Genomic DNA, 17,465 nt, shown 5'->3' with positions numbered 1-17,465 from the left:
GCTTGGACCGGGTCATCGAGGAAATCTACCGCTCGCAGTCGCGCCGGGTTCTGGCGACGCTGATCCGTCTGCTCGGCGATTTCGACCGGGCGGAGGAAGCGCTGCACGACGCTTTTGCCGAGGCGGCACGAACCTGGCCACGCGACGGCATTCCCGGCAATCCGGTGTCCTGGCTGGTTTCGGCCGGGCGCTTCCGGGCGATCGACCATATCCGCCGCCGGGCGCGCTTCGATGCGTCCGTGCAGGACATCGAGGACAGCCTTTATCCCGCAACAGAGGAGGCAGACGACATGGACGCGATTGCCGACGACATGCTGCGGCTGATCTTCACCTGCTGCCATCCCGTCATTCCCGCCGAAGCGCAGGTGGCGATGGCGCTGCGCGAAGTCTGCGGGCTGACGACCGAAGAGATCGCGCATGCCTTCCTCGTTCCGGCGCCGACGGTAGCGCAGCGCATCGTGCGGGCGAAGAACCGGATCCGTACGGCGGAGATCCCCTACGAGGTACCGGAGAAACCGGAGCTACCGGAGCGGCTCGACCGGGTGCTGCACGTTATCTACCTGGTCTTCAACGAGGGCTATTCGGCCTCGTCAGGCAGCGCCGTCGTGCGCAGCGGCTTGACCGGCGAAGCGATCCGGCTGGCGCGGCTGGTCGGCGAGCTGCTGCCGCATAGGGATATCGACGGTCTGTTGTCGCTGATGCTGCTGCAGGATTCGCGGTGGCTGGCGCGCTCGAGCGATGACGGCCGTCTGGTGCTGCTCGACGAGCAGGACCGCTCCGCATGGGATCGCAGCAAGATCGTCGAGGGGCTGCAGTTACTGCAAAGCGCGATGGCTGGCGAAGAGGTCGGGCTCTATACGGTGCAGGCGGCGATCGCCGCCGAGCACTCGAAAGCGGCAACACCCGAAGCCACGAACTGGCGGCAGATTGCCCGCTATTATGATCTGCTTGCGGCGGCCCAGCCCTCGCCCATCGTGGCGCTGAACCGGGCGGTGGCGATCGCCATGTCCGAGGGTTTCGAACAGGGTCTGGCGATCATCGACGGCATCCTGCAATCCGGCGATCTCGAGCGCTATCATCTGGCGCATTCGGCGCGCGCCGATTTCCTGCGCCGCCTCGGGCGGATCGCGGAGGCAATCGAGGCCTATGAGCGTGCGCTGTCGCTCTGCCAGCAGGAGCCGGAGCGAAACTTCCTGAGGAAGCGGATTTCAGAGCTGACGGCGGCGGCCGAAAGGCAGTGAGATCGCCGTCCCTGTCAGCGCCGAGACGATGATCAGCAGATGCGCATTGATGCTCGCCTGCGCCAGTGCCGCCAGCGCTTCCTTACCGCCCAATGCGCCGAAGGCGACCGCGCCGGCGGTGATGCCCGCCGGATAGGTGCCGACGCCGCCCGGTGCATGCACCGGCAGAACGGATGAGAGCTCGCCGCCAAGCGCGCCGCCGAAGCTCGCGGCCAGCGGAAGCACGCCCATCAGGCCGAGAGCCCAGGCAAGGACCAGAACCTTCACCAGCCAGTTCACCGCCGTCATCGCCCATGCACGCGCAAAGGCGATGCCATCGACCGGCAGGCCGTTCTCGATCTCGGCCAGAAAGCCCTGCGCCTTCTTCGGCGCCAGCTTGAATCCAAAGCGCAGCAGCGGCTTGCGGACGATGAAGGCTGCAACGGGAAGCACCAGGAAAGCGGCCCAGATGATCCATGCAATCAAGCCGTTACCCGCTTCGCTTGCCAAACCGATTCCGGCTGCCGCAAGCAATGCATGAAGATCGAGCAGGCGCATGACGAGAAGTGCCGAAGTGCCGCGCGCCAGGGGAATGCCGAACTCGGTACGCATCAGCAGCGGAAAGCTGGTCTCGCCGCTGCGGAAGGGCAGCATGATGTTGAGCAGGTTATGGATCTGGGTAACGCGGAAGAGCGTGCGGAACTGGCCGGATGTCTCGCGCGGGAAGTAATCCAGGATGCGCCAGGTGCGCAGGAAATAGGTGCTGGTCAGGAGAACGAGCGCGATGACGATCGGCAGGACGCCGACGGCTGCCCATTGCGCCAGGATGGAGGACCAGCCCCAAAACCATTCGATGAAGAGTGCATAGGCTGCGACGATCACAACGGTGAGCAACGTCATGCGATTGCGTGCGAACCAGGATTGTCGGCTAGCGCCAACCGGAGAGTTCATGTAGTAGGCATCCTGACTTTGGGCGGCGACGGCCGCCTGCTTGGCCATGAACGGCCTTTTAGGAGCAATAAGAGTTGCAGACAATGTCAGAGTCGCTTTCGAGCGCAAATGATGCCGGAACGCCGCTTGAGCTTTCGCTCGTGGTTCCGATCTTCAACGAAGAAGAAAGCGTCGGCCCGCTCGTCGAGCGGATTTGCGAGGCAATGGCTCAGTATCCGAGCAGCTGGGAGCTGATCCTGGTCGATGACGGCAGCACCGATGCGACGCTCGTCAACGCCAAGAAATATGCCGGCCGCGCCGGCCTCACGCTGCGCATCGTCGAGCTGCAGCGCAATTTCGGCCAGACGGCCGCCATGCAGGCCGGTATCGACACGGCCCGCGGCCGCCTGATCGCCACCATGGACGGCGACCTGCAGAACGATCCGAAGGACATTCCTTCGATGGTCTCCGAACTCGAGCGCCGCGAACTCGACCTGCTGGTCGGCTGGCGCAAGAACCGCCAGGATGGCCTGCTGCTGCGCAAGATCCCCTCGTGGTGCGCCAATTATCTGATCGGCCGCATCACCGGCGTGAAGCTGCACGATTACGGCTGCAGCCTGAAAATCTACCGTGCCTCGATCATCAAGCAGGTGAAGCTGATGGGCGAAATGCACCGCTTCATCCCGGCATGGGTCGCCGGCGTCGTGCCGAGCTCGCGCATCGGCGAAGTGCCGGTGACGCATCACGCGCGTCAGCACGGTGTGTCGAAATACGGCATTTCGCGCACCTTCCGTGTGATCCTCGACCTGCTGTCGGTGATGTTCTTCATGCGCTACAAGGCGCGCCCGGGCCACTTCTTCGGTTCGCTCGGTCTCGGCTTCGGGGCGATCGCGGCGCTGATCCTGCTTTATTTGTTCTTCGACAAGTTCATTCTCGGCAATGACATCGGCACCCGCCCGATGCTGATGGTCGGCGTCGTCTTCCTGCTGTCCTCGGTGCAGCTGATCACCACCGGCATCCTCGCCGAAATGATCGCCCGCACCTACTACCGCGACGACGCCTCGCCGAACTACATCGTCCGGCAGATCTTCGATGGAAGCCAGAGTTAAGGCTCAGCCGGGTATCCACCCGGTCCAATCGTTCGGCAGATCGATCGGCAACGCACTCATTCTGCTTGCCGCCTACTTTCTGCTGAACATTGCCCTTCGCGTCGCGCTCCCGCATTCGCTGGAGCTCGACGAGGCAGAGCAGATCTTCTACTCGCAATATCTGCTCGCCGGGTACGGACCGCAGGCGCCGTTCTACAACTGGCTGCAATATGCGATCGTCGCGGTCGTCGGACCGTCGATCTGGGCGCTGACCGTGCCCAAGAACATCCTGCTGTTTCTCTGCTACGTCTTCTACGGGCTGGCAGGACGCGAGGTCCTGAAGGACCGCTCCGTGCAGGCGGCCTCGATGCTGGCGCTCCTGACGCTGCCGCAGGTCTCCTACATGCCGCAGCAGGACCTGACGCATACGGTTGCCCTGCTCTGCGCTACCTCGCTTTTCCTGTTCGGCTTCTTCCGGACGCTCGAAAGGCCGAGTTTCGGCAGCTATATGCTGCTCGGCATCGCCACCGGCATTGCCGTGATCTCGAAATACAATTTCGCGCTCATGCCGCTGATCGCGATCGCCGCCGCAATTCCCGACCGCGAGTGGCGTCAGCGCCTCTTCGACTGGCGGATCTTGCCGGCGCTTGCAGTCTCGCTCGCGATTGCCATGCCGCATCTGCTGTGGCTCTACGGCAATGTCGACCAGGCAACGGCGGGGACGCTCAGCAAGATGGTCGATAGCCGTGAGGCAACCGACATCTTCCCGGCCGGCGAAGGGCTGCTTTCGTTCGTCGTCGCGCTCATCGCGTTTTCAGCGCTCACCATCGTGATTTTCGCCGCATCCTTCCGGCGTGACCTCATCCGCGCCCTCAAAGCCGGAGACCGCTGGACGCGGCTGATGGAGCGGATGATCGCCATCAGCCTGATCGCAATCGTAGGCGTGATCCTGGTGACCGGCACGACGCACATCCGCGAACGCTGGCTCGACCCGTTCCTGCTCATCCTGCCGCTTTACATTTTCCGCAAGCTGGAAGTATCCGGCGCCGATTTCGGCCTGCCGCTGCGCCGCTTCCTGCGCGCCGTCCCGATCCTGATGGCGGTCGTGGTCGCTATTCTCACGGTGCGTGTGGTGGCCGGGGAGCATATAGGCTCCTACACCAAACTGAACATTCCCTTTGCCGGTCTTGGCCGCGTGCTCGAGGGCCAGCCGCGCCCGGGGCTGATCATCGCAGGCGACCGCCACGTCGGCGGGAACCTCAGGCTCGTCTTTCCCGACACGCCGATCATGATGCCCGGCTTCCCTGATCCCGGCCTGCCGAACGATCTGCTGACGAAGGGTCCGCTGCTCTTCATCTGGCGCGGACCTGAGGGCAAAGAGGCGCCGATGCCGCCAGAGTTTTCGACCTGGATCACGGATAACAATGGCGAGGTGACGGGCATCGGCACGCTCGCGCTTCCCTATTATTTCGGCAAGAGCGGCGACACTTTCGCCTTTGGTTACGCTTGGGTTGGGCGCAAATAAAATGGAAAGCACTGATAACAAGGCCGGCAAAAGCGGGATCGGCTGGGTCTTCGGCTTGCTGGCTTTCTATTTCGTGCTGCAGGTTATCGTCCGCATCGCCATGCCGCCAACGCTCGGCCTCGACGAAGCGGAGCAGTCCTTTCGGTCACAATGGTTGGCCGCTGGATACGGGCCGCAGCCGCCGTTCTACAACTGGCTGCAATATGCCATCTTCTCGTTCAGCGGCGTCTCCGTGCTGGCGCTTGCGGCGGCGAAGAATACGCTGCTCTTCATTTCCTATCTGCTTTATGGCCTGACGGCGCGCCGATTGCTGCGGAACGATGCCCTCGCGGTTATGGCGACGCTCGGGCTTATTACCTTGCCGCAGGTGGCGTTCGAGATGCAGCGCGACCTGACACATACGGTCGCCGTGTTCTTTTCCGGATGCCTCTTCCTCTACGGCTTCATCCGCGCGCTGCACAAGGGCGATACGCTGGCCTATCTTATTACCGGTGTCGGCATCGGCCTCGGCTTCCTCTCGAAGTACAATTTTGCGCTTCTGCCGATTTCCGCCCTGCTTGCCGTTCTCTTCGATCAGCAGATGCGCAAGCGCGTGTTCGACTGGCGCATTGGACTGACGGCACTCGTCACCATTGCGATTGCCACGCCGCACCTGTTCTGGCTCAAGGACAATCTCGGCTTCGCCACGGCTCGCACCCTGGAGAAGCTGACGGATAACGACCATGCGAGCTACATTCTGCAGGTTCTGACCGGCACCGGCTCGCTGCTGTTGGCAGTCATCGGCTTCTGCGCCGTCACCGTGCTGGTCTTCGCGATCGTCTTCCGCAAGCCGTTGCTCTCCGCCTTTTCGGGGAGCTCGGAATGGACGCGGCTGTTCGGACGCATGATGCTCTTTTCGATGCTCGGCATTCTCATTCTGGTCTTCTTCGGCGGCGCCTCGCAGGTTAAGGACCGGTGGCTTGTACCGCTGTTCTTCGTGATGCCGCTCTATCTGGCGCTGAAGATCGAGGCATCGAAGATCGACGCTGGCCAGGCGTTGCGCCGCTTCATGCCGATCGTCGCGATCATCATGATCGCCGTCCCGTCGATCCTCTTCGGCCGGGTCGCGATGGCGAGCCTCAACGGTGATTACGAGCGGCTGAACACGCCGTTCCTGCGCGCTGCCGAAGCGCTGCGGCAGAAGGCTGATCCCTCAGCAATCGTCGCGGAAGGAAGCCTCCTTGCGGGCAACCTCCGCAAGGATCTCTACCCCGTTACCGTCGTGTCGCTCGATTATCCGGGCTTCAAGCCGGATATTGCGATATCGAAGGAACATCCGTTGCTGATCGTCTGGTCAATGGGCACGGCGGGTGAAAGCGGGCTGTCGGCGAAGGCCACGGAATGGCTGAAACAGAGGCCGGATCTCGCGGGTGCCATCCCTGAGATCTCGACCATCGACGTTCCCTATTTCTATGCCCACAAGGGCGAGACCTACCGGTTCGGCTATGCGTTGATCGCGCCGCCTGCCCCCTAACCCCGCAATTCCTTCCAGGCCGCATCCAGCGCGATCTTGGTGATCCGCGCCATCTCGTCGACCTCCGCATGGCTGATGATCAGCGGCGGCGAGGCGAGCATGCGGTCGGCGGTGGCGCGCAGTACCAGGCCGTTGGCAAGCGCGTGGTTGCGCACCAGCGAGCCGATGGCGTCGGGCTTTTCGAAGCGGGTGCGGGTCTTCTTGTCGGCGGTGAGCTGCAGGGCCGCCATCAGGCCGACGCTTGCGGCTTCGCCGACGAGGTCGTGATCGGCGAGTGCGCCCCAGGCTTTCGCGAAATAGGGGCCGATATCGTCGCGGACGCGCTCGACCAGTTTCTCGTCTTCGATGATGCGCAGGTTTTCGAGCGCGGCGGCGGCGCAGACGGGGTGGCCGGAATAGGTGAAGCCGTGGTTGAAGTCGCCGACATCGTTGATCAGCACCTTGGCGACGCGGTCGGACACCAGCACGCCGCCGATCGGCAGGTAGCCTGAGGAGAGGCCCTTGGCGATCGGGCAGAGGTCGGGCTCGACGCCGTAATATTGATGGCCGAACCATTCGCCGAGGCGGCCGAAACCGCAGATCACTTCGTCGGTGACCAGCAGAATGTTGCGCGCCTTGCAGATGCGGGCGATCTCCGGCCAGTAGGTTTCCGGGGGCACGGTGACGCCGGCCGCCCCCTGGATCGGTTCGGCAACGAAGGCTGCGACATTCTCCTCGCCGAGCTCGTCGATCTTCGCTTCCAGCTCGCGCGCCACCTTGAGGCCGAATTCGGCCGGCGAGAGATCGCCGCCTTCGCCGTACCAATAGGGCTGGCCGATATGGACGATACCCGGGATCGGCAGGTCGCCCTGCTCGTGCATGTATTTCATGCCGCCGAGGCTGGCGCCGGCGACCGTCGAGCCGTGGTAACCATTCTTGCGGGCGATGACGATCTTCTTGGACGGCTGGCCGATGGCACTCCAGTAGACACGGGCCATGCGGAACCAGGTGTCGTTGGCCTCCGAGCCGGAGCCGGTGAAAAAGACGTGGTTGAAGCGCTCTCCGGCATGGGCGGTGACCTTTTCGGCGAGCAGCGTCGTCGGCGTGCTCGTGGTGCCGAAGAAGGTGTTGTAGTAGGGCAGCTCGTTCATCTGCCGGGCGACCGCATCGGTGATTTCCTTGCGGCCGTAGCCGACATTGACGCACCAGAGGCCGGCGAAACCATCCAGATATTTCTTGCCTTGATTATCCCAGATATGGACACCTTCGCCGCGCTCGATGATGCGCGTACCGTCGGCGTTGAGCTTTTTCATGTCCGAGAAGGGGTGAAGATGATGGGCGGCGTCGAGGGCGGCGAGATTTGAGCGCTGGTAAGTATCGGACATGATTTGCGAAACACCTGCAGAGATTGAAAGGATCTTCCCAATGGGTTACGACCTTGGCCTGCTCAGAGGGGATTTTCAAGATCATGACGGCTGACAAGATGCACGGCAAAGCTGCAACTGACGAGCCCTGGATCGAAATCATGCTTGTCGGCATGAACGGCGACCTGCGCGGCAAGCGCATTCCGCTCGATGCACAGAAGAAGGTCTGGGCTGGCGAGGTGCGCCTGCCCTCCTCGACGCAGTCGCTGGATATCTGGGGCGACGACAATGACGACATTACCGGCCTGTCGCTGACGATCGGCGATCCCGACGGCCTTTGCATCCCCGACCAGCGCAGTCTGGCGCCGCTGCCCTGGGCGCCCGAGGGCTCGATGCAGGTGCTGGCGACGATGCATGAATTCGACGGCAGCCCGAGCTTCATGGATCCGCGCGCCATCCTCGCTTCGGTGCTGAAGCGCTATGACGAGCGCGGATTGACGCCCGTCGTCGCCACCGAGCTGGAATTCTACGTGGTGGAACAGGACTGGCTTGAGACCGGCCGCCCCTCCCCGCCGAAGAAGCTGACCTATCGCGGCGAGCCGAACGGCTACCAGCTCTACGACATGAGCGCAACGGATGCGCTCGACGACTATCTCAGGACCGTGCGCGGCTATGCGAGCGCGATGGAACTGCCTGCCGACGCGACGACGGCGGAATTCGGCCCGGGCCAGTTCGAGATCAACCTGCTGCACCGGCCGGATGCGCTGGCGGCCGCAGACGACTGCATCTATCTGAAGCGCGTGGCCGAGCAGGCGGCGAAGCGGCAAGGCCTGAAATCCACCTGCATGGCCAAGCCCTATTCCGACCATGCCGGTTCCGGCCTGCATGTTCACGCCAGCATCATCGACAAGGATGGCCGCAACATTCTGGACGCCAAGGGCGGCGAGCCGAAGTTGCTGAAGTCAGTCACCGCGGGCATGCTGAAATCGATGCGCGAGGCGCAGCTGGTCTTTGCGCCCTTCGCCAATTCCTACCGGCGCTTCCAGCCGGGCTCGTTTGCGCCTGTTGATCTCACCTGGGGCTATGGCCATCGCGGCACGGCGATTCGCATCCCGGACATGAACGGCCCGGCAGCCCGCATCGAGCATCGCGTCGCCGGCGCCGACGCCAATCCCTATCTGCTGCTTGCGGCGATCCTCGGCGGCATGCTGCTCGGTCTCGACGGCGAGCTTGATCCGGGCGAAGAGACGACGCCCTCGCATGTGCCTGAGAATACCGAGCGGCTGACGCATGACTTCCTGACGGCGGTGGATGCCTTCCGGGCATCGCCTTTTGTCAAGGATGTGTTCGGCGAGCGCTATCAGAAGCTCTACGGCGATACGAAATACAAGGAAGCGCTGGCCTATTTGCGTACGGTATCGGATTTCGATTACCGCACCTATCTGCCGCGGATCTAGGCGGCAGGCTCCCGGCGTTCCGTCTCGTCGTTCTGCGCGGCGAGCCCCTGCCGGACGAGAACCTTGAGTTCTTCCGGGTGGAGCTGCAGGCGGATGTCGCGCTCCAGCGGCAGCAATTCGCCATCCATGACGCAATTGGACTTGGCGCGCATCTTCGGGAAATGCAGATGCACTTCGGCGGGATGCATGACCATGACATCAGCGTTGTCGCGGACCTTGCCGCGCAGCATATCGAAGGCGAGCCTCGCGACGCCCATCGGCCGCAGCGGTTTCGCAGTATAGAAGCCGAGCTCGCCGCTGCGCAGATTGTCGGCATAGAGCAGCGCGTTTTCGCCGAAGGGATTGTTGGAGACCGAAACTGCCGAGACACGGCGGCGTTCGCTGACGCCCAGCGCCTCGAACTCGACCTCGAATTCCGGCGGGTTCATCACCACGCCGAAGGCGGCGCGGGTGCTGGCGCGCATCTTTCCGAGGCGGGAGCGGAAGCTGTAGGAATTGCGGTAGCGCACCATGCGGGCGTGAAGGCCAGCGGAGAACTGGTGGATGAAGGGGCGGCCGTTGGCGCTGGCGATATCGACATGATCGACCTCGCCGAAGGCCAGCGTATCCAGCGCCTGCCAGATATCGAGCGGCACTTTCAGCGAGCGGGCGAAAAGGTTCATCGTGCCGGCAGGAATGACGCCGAGCGCCACGCCGTTCTTCCAGGCGATCGAGGCAGCCGCCGAAATCGTGCCGTCGCCGCCACCGGCAACGATGCCGTCGATATCGTCGCGGCGGGCGGCGCGTTCCATGGCCGGAACGATCTCCTTGCCGGGAAAGACGATGGCTTCGAAATCGTGGCCAGCCTCGCGGAATGTTGCCTCGGCCTGCCGCTCATAGGCTTCCATATCCGTGGTGCGGAACGTGCCGCCATCCTTGTTAAAAAAACCGACAAGCTTCATGCGGTGTCCATGCCCCCACGGCGAATTGCAAATCACAGCTAGAGATGGTTTTGCGATGGGCGATTTCAAGCGCGCAGCTATTTTGCGCAGTGCGGCCGCAAGCCTTGGCAAATGCTAATAATGCAATGGACGTATGCCGATAACAGGACGCTGCACTGCAAAAAATGCACTCGACGCTCTGCCGCCAATCAGGGATAGAATGCAAAATGGAGGCACGTACCTCCCTTCCCGCCATAGACAGGCCGACACTGGAGCCGAACGCTTCCGGTGAACCGCTTTTTGATACATGCCCAAGGAGCTCCCGTGAGCCAGATCGCCGTAGACGATTCCCTCGATGCACCGGTTGCGGAGGCGCCTTCGCCGATGGCGGTGGCGCTGGTGCAGCTGGCGCTTGCCTGCGGCGGCTTCGGCATCGGCACGGGTGAATTCGCGATCATGGGCCTGCTGCCGAATGTGGCAGGCACCTTCTCGGTGACCACCCCGCAGGCGGGTTATGTGATCAGCGCCTATGCGCTCGGCGTCGTCATCGGCGCGCCGGTGATTGCCGTGCTTGCGGCGAAGATGGCGCGGCGCTCACTGCTTCTGCTGCTGATGGGCATCTTCGCCATCGGCAATATCCTGAGCGCCATGGCGCCGACCTTCGAGAGCTTCACGCTGCTGCGCTTCATCACCGGCCTGCCGCATGGTGCGTATTTCGGCGTGGCGGCGATCGTTGCCGCGTCGATGGTGCCGGTTCACAAGCGGGCGCGCGCCGTCGGCCGCGTCATGCTCGGCCTGACGATCGCCACGCTGCTCGGCACCCCGCTTGCCACATTCTTCGGCCAGTCGCTCGACTGGCGCATCGCCTTCACCACCGTCGGCGTCATCGGCCTCGTGACCGTGGCGCTGATCTGGACCTACGTGCCGCGCGATCAGGTGGAGGAAGGTGCAAGCTTCATGCGCGAACTCGGCGCCTTCAAGCGCCCGCAGGTGCTGCTGACGCTTGCCATCGCCGCGGTCGGCTACGGCGGCATGTTCGCCATGTTCAGCTATATCGCCGATACGACGATGAAGGTGGCGATGCTGCCGGCCAGCATGGTGGCGGTGATGATGGTGCTGTTCGGCATCGGCATGAATGTCGGCAACGTGCTCGGCTCCTGGCTCGCCGACAAGTCGCTGATGGGCACGATCGGCGGATCGCTGATCTTCAACATCGTCGTGCTCAGCTGCTTCTCGCTGACGGCCGCCAATCCGGTCATGCTCGCCGCCTGCGTGTTCCTGACGGGCTGCGGCTTTGCGGCAGGCCCTGCCCTGCAGACCCGCCTGATGGATGTCGCCGCCGATGCGCAGACGCTGGCGGCCGCTTCCAATCACTCGGCCTTCAATATCGCCAACGCGCTCGGCGCCTGGCTCGGCGGCCTCGTCATCGCCTGGGGCTACGGCTACGCCTCGACCGGTTATGTCGGCGCTTTCCTGTCGTTCCTCGGTATCTTCGTCTTCGCGGCGTCGCTACGCCTGGAGCGCCGCAGCCGGAGCGCCTGAAGCTTCGCGCAATTCCATGCCATCGGGGCGGCAGAACACATGTTCGTCGCCCCAGGCAGCCAGCGCCCGGATGACCGGCTTCAGCGTCTCACCGAGCGGCGTCATCTTATATTCGACGCGCGGCGGCACGACCGGATAGACCTTTCGCGAGATCAGGCCGCAATCCTCAAGCTCGCGCAGCTGCTTGGTCAGCATGCGCTGCGTCACCGCCGGAAGCTTGCGGCGCAGCTCGTTGAAGCGCAGCGTGCCATCCATCAGATGGAACAGGATCACGCCTTTCCACTTGCCATCGAGAAAGCTCAGCGTCGCCTCCACCGGGCAGCCGGGGAAGTTCTTCGTCAGCTTGGCGCGGGGCAGAGACATTTGACGGTATCCTTTTGGGTACTACGTACAGAATTTGTGCATTCTTGCGTTAACAGAGCATAAGACGCATCTAGCCACTGTGCAACAAACACAGGAGTTTCCCATGCGCGCCGTCGCCTACAAGACCCCACAGCCGATCGCGGCAGAAACCTCGCTCGTCGATGTCGAGCTGCCCGTTCCCGAGGCCACGGGGCATGACCTGCTGGTCGAGATCAAGGCCGTCTCCGTCAACCCTGTCGACGTCAAGATCCGCGCCAATGTCGCGCCGCCCTCCGGCGAGCTGAAGGTCATCGGCTGGGATGCGGCGGGTATCGTCAAGGCGGTCGGCCCCGATGTGACGCTGTTCCAGCCGGGCGACGAGGTCTTCTATGCCGGTTCGATCACCCGCCCCGGCTCCAATGCCGAATTCCATCTCGTCGATGAGCGCATCGTCGGCCGCAAGCCTAAAACGCTCGATTTTGCCGCGGCCGCCGCCCTGCCGCTGACCTCGATCACCGCTTACGAAGCGCTGTTCGACCGGCTGAAGGTACAGGATGCCGTGCCGGGTGCCGCCCCCTCCCTGCTGGTCATCGGCGGCGCCGGCGGCGTCGGCTCGATCACCATCCAGATCGCCCGCGCGCTCACCGATCTGACCATCATCGCCACCGCCTCGCGTCCGGAAACGCAGGAGTGGGTGAAGGAACTCGGCGCCCATCATGTGATCGACCATTCGAAGCCGATCGCCGCGCAGGTGGCCGCCCTTGGCATCGGCGCGCCGGGCTTCGTCTTCTCGACCACCAATACCGACCAGCATCTTGCCGAAATCGTCGAGGTGATCGCGCCGCAGGGCCGGTTCGCGCTGATCGACGATCCCAAAGTGCTCGACATCATGCCCTTCAAGCGCAAGGCGATCTCGGTGCATTGGGAACTGATGTTCACCCGGCCGATCTTCGGCACGCCTGACATGATCGAGCAGCACAAGCTTCTCAACAGGATTTCCGAACTCGTCGATGCCGGCAAGATCCGCACGACGCTGACCGACACAGTCGGCACGATCAACGCGGCGAACCTGAAAAAGGCGCATGCGATGATCGAGACCGGAAAGACCAAGGGCAAGGTCGTCCTGGCAGGTTTCTGATCGGCTTTTCGTCCGGAAATATCCGGTAAATCATAATCGCAAAGAATGCCGCGCCGGATGGTGCGGCATTCTGCCATTAAGCACATATCCCAGTTGACTTTTTTAGCGTTCAGGACCACCTGTTCCTGACGCGGACGGCGCTGCGCCGGACGCGAATATCAACGGAGCCATCATCACGATGCCAAGCGACAGTAGCAGTCGATTGCCTTTGCCGTACGCGGCCCTTTCGCGCTGACCTGGATGCTCCGGGCTCGCCCGATCGGACGCTACGGCGGATCGACGGAAAGGCGAGCTAATGAATATCAATCGCTTCCCCCTGCGGGCCGGCAATGCCGCGCGCGCTTTCATGACCAACAATAAAGTTGCGACCATCGCCGAGCGCGTCGAGTCGCTGAATGCACTCGCCCCGGCCGAGGTTTCACGCATCCTGTCGCGCATGCCGCAGGAGTACGCAGTCAACATTCTCGACCGGCCGGAACTGCGCAACGCCTCCGCAGTGCTGGCGCTGATGGACCGCGCCGATGCCGCACGCCTGCTGCACGGCATGTCGAACGACCGTGTCGCCGACGTTCTGCTCGAGCTCGACACCGACACCCGCACCCGGCTGTTCAACAGCCTGGAAGAGCCGGTCCGCGTCGCCATCCAGCACCTGATGGGCTATCCGGCCCGCACCGCAGGCAGCATCATGACGACCGAGTTCGTCAGCGTGCCCGGCAACTGGACGGTTGAGCAGACACTCGCTCATGTGCGCCATGTCGAGCGCTCGCGCGAGACGGTCTATGCGATCTATGTGCTGGATGAGAATTCCGGCGCGCTGCGGCATGTCGTGACGCTGCGCCGCCTGATCACCGGCGAACCCGACGCCTCGATCCTGACCGTCGCCCAGAAGGGTACGCCGGTTGCCGCCGATCCGCTGATGAAGCAGGAAGACGTCGCACGGCTGATCCGCAAGCACGACCTGCTGGCGCTGCCCGTCGTCGACGATCACGGCCTGATCCTCGGCATCGTCACCGTCGATGACGTGATCGACACGATGATCGCCGATACCACCGACGGCGCCCAGCGCTTCGGCGGTATGGAGGCCCTCGGCAAGCCCTACATGAAGATCAGCTTCGGCGGTATGATCCGCAAGCGCGCCGGCTGGCTCTGTGCCCTCTTCCTCGGCGAGATGCTGACGGCAAGCGCCATGCAGCATTTCGAGGGAGAGCTCGAGAAGGCCGTCGTGCTGACGCTGTTCATCCCGCTGATCATGAGCTCCGGCGGCAATTCCGGCTCGCAGGCGACATCGCTGATCATCCGGGCGCTGGCCGTCGGCGAGCTGAAGCTTTCCGACTGGTGGAGGGTGCTGATCCGCGAACTGCCGACCGGCGTCGTGCTCGGCGCCATCCTCGGCCTCGTCGGTATGCTGCGCGTGTTCTTCTGGCAGAGCGCCGGGCTTTACGACTATGGCCCGCACTGGGTTCTGGTCGGGATCACGGTATTTGCAGCGCTGATCGGCATCGTCACCTTCGGTTCCGTATCTGGCTCGATGCTGCCCTTCGTGCTGCAGCGGCTGAAGCTCGATCCGGCAACGGCATCGGCTCCGTTCGTCGCAACGCTGGTCGACGTGACCGGACTGGTGATCTACTTCTCGGTCGCCCTGATGATCCTCACCGGGACGCTTCTCTAGAAGCGATCGGCAGGCAGAGCGGCGTGCCGTCGACAGGGTGCGGCACGACCGCCGCATCCACTCCGAACACCGCCTTTATCAGCTCCGGCGTCAACAGCGCGCCGGGGCTTCCTGCTGCGTGGATGCCGCCATCGGCAACGGCGATGATGTGATCGGCATATTGTGCCGCATGGTTCAGGTCGTGGACGACCATGACGACGGTGCGGCCGCGATTGCGGTTCAGGTCGCGCAACAGTTCCAGGACTTCCAGCTGATGGGCGATGTCGAGATAGGTGGTCGGCTCGTCAAGCAGCAGGATCGGCGTTTCCTGCGCCAGCGCCATGGCGATCCAGGCGCGCTGGCGCTGACCGCCGGAAAGGCGGTCAAGCGGGCGCGAGGCGAGATCGGAAAGGCCGGTGGCGGCAAGCGCGCCATCGACGATCTCCTCGTCATGCGCGGAGGTGCGCGACAGCAGCCCCTTGTGCGGATGGCGGCCGAAGCGGCAGAGCTGGCGCACCGTCAATCCATCGGGCGAGACGGGGCTCTGCGGCAGAAGCGCAAGAGCCTGGGCGATCGCCCTGCCCTGCATCGCCGAGATTTCCTTGCCATCGAGATAGACCGTTCCCGAAGCGGGTTCGATGATGCGGCCGAGGGCCTTCAGCAGTGTGGACTTGCCGCTGCCGTTTGCGCCGATCAGGGCGGTGATCTTACCGTCGGGGATCGAGACATCGACATTGTCGAGCACGCGGATGGCCGCGTAGCCGAGTGTCAGCTTTTCTCCGGCAAGGCGGGATTGCGCGGCGTTACTCATGGCGGCCGGTCTCCTTGATGAGCAGGAAAATCAGATAGGGACCGCCGATGACGGCGGCGACGATCCCGGCCGGAATCTCGTTCGGCAGCGCCACCAGCCGCCCCGCCAGATCGGCAGCGGAGAGTGCGAGCGCCCCCATCAGCGCGCTGGCGGGAACGAGATGGCGGGCGCGCGGGCCGACCATCAGCCGTGCCGCATGCGGCGCCAGCAGACCGAGAAAGCCCATGCTGCCGACGCTGGCGACAGCACCGGCGCAGAGCAGGACGGAGACAACGATCAGGCCGCCGCGCAAGACGCCCGGCGACATGCCGAGGCTGATCAGCGTATCGTCGCCGAAGCCCCCGGCATCGAGCCTGGAGGCGGCGATCAGGATCAGCGGCAGGCAGGCGATAAGCCACAGACTGAGGATCAGCACATCAGCGGCGGAACTGCCATAGACGCTGCCCGCCAGCCAGACCATCGATTGGTCGGCACGGGTCGGGAAGATCACCATGACATATTGCATCAGCGCCTGAGCCAGCATGCCGAGCGCAACGCCGACAAGTGCGAGCGCCGCAATGCCGCCGCCGAAGGCGCGGCCGATGACGAGCAGCAGCCCGGCGCCGATGACGGCACCGAGAACCACACCCGACGGGATCGACCAGATCGCCCAGGCCGGCGGCGTCAGCATGCCCGCCAGGAAAGCGCCGAGACCGGCGCATTTGGTGATGCCGACGACATCGGGCGAGGCCAGCGGATTGCGCAGAGCGCCCTGCAGGAAGACGCCCGCGAGACCGAAGGATGCGCCTGCGAGGATGGAAACGGCAACCCGCGGCGCCCGGTATTGCATGACGATGAAGGCATTCTTGCCGCCGCCGATGCCATCGAGCACCTGGGCGATGCTGAGCGTCACGGCGCCCACGGTCATGCCGAGGATGGCGAGAACGGCGATCAGGACGGTGATGGTGAGGCAGACCGTCAGTGCCCGGGTATTTCTTGCGGCAAGCGCACTCATCGGACCCGCTGCCTCCAGAGGATCAGCAGGAAGGCCGGAGCGCCGACCAGTGCGGTGACGATGCCGACGGGCATTTCCGAGGGGAAGGCAGCGATGCGGCCTGCAAGATCGGCGGCGTTCAGCAAGAGCGGACCGGCAATGGCGCTGAGCGCGATGACGGTGAACTGGTCGCCGCCAACGAGCCTGCGGATGATATGGGGAACAAGCAGGCCGATGAAACCGATCGGCCCGCTGACGGCAACGGCGGAACCGGCGAGCACGACGATCAGCGCCGCAGCCAGCCCGCCGACGCGGCGCGCATTCTGGCCGAGCGATACGCCGGTCGTGTCATCGAGCGCCAGCACGCCGAAATGCCGGCCGGCCAGCAGCGCGGTGCCGCCACCGAGGATCGAGAATGGCAGGACGATCCAGACCTTGTCCCATTGCGCGCCGTTGATCGATCCGGCGAGCCAATAGACGATATCCTGCGCCGCATTGTTGGCGATCAGGATCGCCTGGACGAGCGCGGCGAGCACAAGCTGGATCGAAATGCCGGCGAGCGCCAGCTTCATGTCGTTCATGGCGCCCGAGACCGCCAGCGCCCACATGGCGAGGCCGACGGCTGCCGCACCGGCAAAAGCGGGCCAGACGGTGCCCGCGCCTTTCAGCTCCGGCAGCGCGATGAGGCAAAGGACGATGACCAGCGAGGCGCCGGCATTGATGCCGAAGGTCTGCGGCGAGGCGAGCGGATTGCGCGTCAGCGTCTGGATCAGGACGCCGGCGACCGCCAGATTGGCGCCGACCATGACGGCGAGCAGCGCCCGCGGCAGGCGCACATCCCAAACGAGCGCGCTATCGGGCGAGCCATCGGGTGAGACGAAAAGCGAGAGAGCGCGGAGAACCGGGAGCTCCGAAACGCCGAAGGAGACGGCGGCAACGATGACCACCGCGAGCGCGGCAAGCAGCAGGCAGCCGAGCGCGAGCGGCTGCATCCGCCGCTCCTCAACGCTTCGTG

At 63.9% G+C, this 17,465-nt stretch carries 15 protein-coding genes; 8 read left to right on the top strand and 7 right to left on the bottom strand.

Translation table 11 applies throughout. The features are described 5' to 3' along the window. The first annotated feature begins 2 nt into the window (after positions 1-2). On the top strand, positions 3-1,241 hold the full coding sequence (locus tag ACQZ5H_RS02020) for an RNA polymerase sigma factor (RefSeq protein WP_449096601.1): 1,239 nt from the start codon (positions 3-5) through the stop codon (positions 1,239-1,241). Here the strand turns inward: ACQZ5H_RS02020 and ACQZ5H_RS02015 are convergent. Then, positions 1,209-2,171, bottom strand: coding sequence for a lysylphosphatidylglycerol synthase domain-containing protein (locus ACQZ5H_RS02015; protein ID WP_449097011.1), 963 nt, complete (start codon positions 2,169-2,171; stop codon positions 1,209-1,211). The genes ACQZ5H_RS02020 and ACQZ5H_RS02015 overlap by 33 nt on opposite strands. Positions 2,172-2,254: 83 nt before the next feature. Here ACQZ5H_RS02015 and ACQZ5H_RS02010 point away from each other — a divergent pair, with 83 nt between their 5' ends. Genes ACQZ5H_RS02010 through ACQZ5H_RS02000 form a run of 3 tightly spaced genes read left to right on the top strand, consistent with a single transcriptional unit; the run spans position 2,255 to position 6,276 of the window. Beyond that, positions 2,255-3,259 (top strand): glycosyltransferase family 2 protein, encoded by a 1,005-nt coding sequence (locus ACQZ5H_RS02010; RefSeq protein WP_203429221.1) that lies wholly within the window; start codon positions 2,255-2,257, stop codon positions 3,257-3,259. Continuing rightward, on the top strand, positions 3,243-4,763 hold the full coding sequence (locus ACQZ5H_RS02005; RefSeq protein WP_449096600.1) for an ArnT family glycosyltransferase: 1,521 nt from the start codon (positions 3,243-3,245) through the stop codon (positions 4,761-4,763). The genes ACQZ5H_RS02010 and ACQZ5H_RS02005 overlap by 17 nt, the downstream gene beginning before the upstream one ends. Before the next feature lies 1 nt (position 4,764). Further along, positions 4,765-6,276 carry a glycosyltransferase family 39 protein gene (locus tag ACQZ5H_RS02000; RefSeq protein WP_449096599.1) on the top strand — a complete coding sequence of 504 codons (1,512 nt, stop codon included), beginning with the start codon at positions 4,765-4,767 and terminating at the stop codon, positions 6,274-6,276. On the opposite strand, the gene ACQZ5H_RS01995 is transcribed toward ACQZ5H_RS02000, so the two are convergent. Beyond that, positions 6,273-7,640, bottom strand: a complete 1,368-nt coding sequence (locus ACQZ5H_RS01995; RefSeq protein ID WP_449096598.1) for an aspartate aminotransferase family protein — start codon at positions 7,638-7,640, stop codon at positions 6,273-6,275. The genes ACQZ5H_RS02000 and ACQZ5H_RS01995 overlap by 4 nt on opposite strands. 83 nt (positions 7,641-7,723) lie before the next feature. Between ACQZ5H_RS01995 and ACQZ5H_RS01990 the strand changes: the two genes are divergently transcribed. Beyond that, positions 7,724-9,076, top strand: a complete 1,353-nt coding sequence (locus ACQZ5H_RS01990) for a glutamine synthetase family protein (protein WP_449096597.1) — start codon at positions 7,724-7,726, stop codon at positions 9,074-9,076. On the opposite strand, the gene ACQZ5H_RS01985 is transcribed toward ACQZ5H_RS01990, so the two are convergent. Next, the gene (locus ACQZ5H_RS01985; protein ID WP_449096596.1) at positions 9,073-10,017 is read right to left on the bottom strand and encodes a diacylglycerol/lipid kinase family protein; all 945 of its coding nucleotides are present in this window, start codon (positions 10,015-10,017) and stop codon (positions 9,073-9,075) included. The genes ACQZ5H_RS01990 and ACQZ5H_RS01985 overlap by 4 nt on opposite strands. A gap of 303 nt (positions 10,018-10,320) precedes the next feature. On the opposite strand from ACQZ5H_RS01985, the gene ACQZ5H_RS01980 reads away from it, so the two are divergent. Further along, positions 10,321-11,538: an MFS transporter gene (locus ACQZ5H_RS01980; protein WP_199626681.1), complete on the top strand. Its 1,218-nt coding sequence runs from the start codon at positions 10,321-10,323 to the stop codon at positions 11,536-11,538. Here ACQZ5H_RS01980 and ACQZ5H_RS01975 read toward each other — a convergent pair. Beyond that, entirely contained in the window at positions 11,506-11,901 is a 396-nt protein-coding gene (locus ACQZ5H_RS01975; protein WP_449096595.1) for a winged helix-turn-helix transcriptional regulator, read from the bottom strand. The genes ACQZ5H_RS01980 and ACQZ5H_RS01975 overlap by 33 nt on opposite strands. Positions 11,902-12,004: 103 nt before the next feature. Between ACQZ5H_RS01975 and ACQZ5H_RS01970 the strand changes: the two genes are divergently transcribed. Then, positions 12,005-13,018 (top strand): zinc-binding alcohol dehydrogenase family protein, encoded by a 1,014-nt coding sequence (locus ACQZ5H_RS01970; protein WP_449096594.1) that lies wholly within the window; start codon positions 12,005-12,007, stop codon positions 13,016-13,018. Between the two features lie 295 nt (positions 13,019-13,313). Continuing rightward, entirely contained in the window at positions 13,314-14,687 is a 1,374-nt protein-coding gene (mgtE, locus tag ACQZ5H_RS01965) for a magnesium transporter (RefSeq protein ID WP_449096593.1), read from the top strand. Here mgtE and ACQZ5H_RS01960 read toward each other — a convergent pair. The 3 genes from ACQZ5H_RS01960 to ACQZ5H_RS01950 are packed head-to-tail and all read right to left on the bottom strand — an operon-like array spanning position 14,668 to position 17,442. Next, positions 14,668-15,477 (bottom strand): ABC transporter ATP-binding protein, encoded by an 810-nt coding sequence (locus ACQZ5H_RS01960; protein WP_449096592.1) that lies wholly within the window; start codon positions 15,475-15,477, stop codon positions 14,668-14,670. The two genes, mgtE and ACQZ5H_RS01960, sit on opposite strands and share 20 nt — an antisense overlap. Then, complete coding sequence (locus tag ACQZ5H_RS01955; RefSeq protein WP_449096591.1) at positions 15,470-16,471, bottom strand: FecCD family ABC transporter permease; 1,002 nt, start codon at positions 16,469-16,471, stop codon at positions 15,470-15,472. The genes ACQZ5H_RS01960 and ACQZ5H_RS01955 overlap by 8 nt, the downstream gene beginning before the upstream one ends. Then, a complete protein-coding gene (locus ACQZ5H_RS01950; protein ID WP_449096590.1) occupies positions 16,468-17,442 on the bottom strand; it encodes a FecCD family ABC transporter permease in 975 nt (324 codons plus the stop codon). Before ACQZ5H_RS01950 ends, ACQZ5H_RS01955 begins: the two co-directional genes overlap by 4 nt. Positions 17,443-17,465 lie beyond the last annotated feature (23 nt).

Source organism: Rhizobium sp. 21-4511-3d (assembly GCF_053522545.1).
Note: the sequence above shows the minus strand (reverse complement) of the source record. Positions and strands in the feature narration are given on the sequence as shown.

Bases quoted from the DNA above. Each gene is read 5' to 3' on its own strand.
- ACQZ5H_RS01975 (WP_449096595.1), bottom strand. From the start codon at position 11,901: ATGTCTCTGCCCCGCGCCAAGCTGACGAAGAACTTCCCCGGCTGCCCG.
- ACQZ5H_RS01955 (WP_449096591.1), bottom strand. From the start codon at position 16,471: ATGAGTGCGCTTGCCGCAAGAAATACCCGGGCACTGACGGTCTGCCTC.
- ACQZ5H_RS01950 (WP_449096590.1), bottom strand. From the start codon at position 17,442: ATGCAGCCGCTCGCGCTCGGCTGCCTGCTGCTTGCCGCGCTCGCGGTG.
- mgtE (WP_449096593.1), top strand. From the start codon at position 13,314: ATGAATATCAATCGCTTCCCCCTGCGGGCCGGCAATGCCGCGCGCGCT.
- ACQZ5H_RS01960 (WP_449096592.1), bottom strand. From the start codon at position 15,477: ATGAGTAACGCCGCGCAATCCCGCCTTGCCGGAGAAAAGCTGACACTC.
- ACQZ5H_RS01990 (WP_449096597.1), top strand. From the start codon at position 7,724: ATGACGGCTGACAAGATGCACGGCAAAGCTGCAACTGACGAGCCCTGG.
- ACQZ5H_RS02000 (WP_449096599.1), top strand. From the start codon at position 4,765: ATGGAAAGCACTGATAACAAGGCCGGCAAAAGCGGGATCGGCTGGGTC.
- ACQZ5H_RS02015 (WP_449097011.1), bottom strand. From the start codon at position 2,171: ATGAACTCTCCGGTTGGCGCTAGCCGACAATCCTGGTTCGCACGCAAT.
- ACQZ5H_RS02005 (WP_449096600.1), top strand. From the start codon at position 3,243: ATGGAAGCCAGAGTTAAGGCTCAGCCGGGTATCCACCCGGTCCAATCG.
- ACQZ5H_RS02010 (WP_203429221.1), top strand. From the start codon at position 2,255: ATGTCAGAGTCGCTTTCGAGCGCAAATGATGCCGGAACGCCGCTTGAG.
- ACQZ5H_RS01995 (WP_449096598.1), bottom strand. From the start codon at position 7,640: ATGTCCGATACTTACCAGCGCTCAAATCTCGCCGCCCTCGACGCCGCC.
- ACQZ5H_RS01985 (WP_449096596.1), bottom strand. From the start codon at position 10,017: ATGAAGCTTGTCGGTTTTTTTAACAAGGATGGCGGCACGTTCCGCACC.
- ACQZ5H_RS01970 (WP_449096594.1), top strand. From the start codon at position 12,005: ATGCGCGCCGTCGCCTACAAGACCCCACAGCCGATCGCGGCAGAAACC.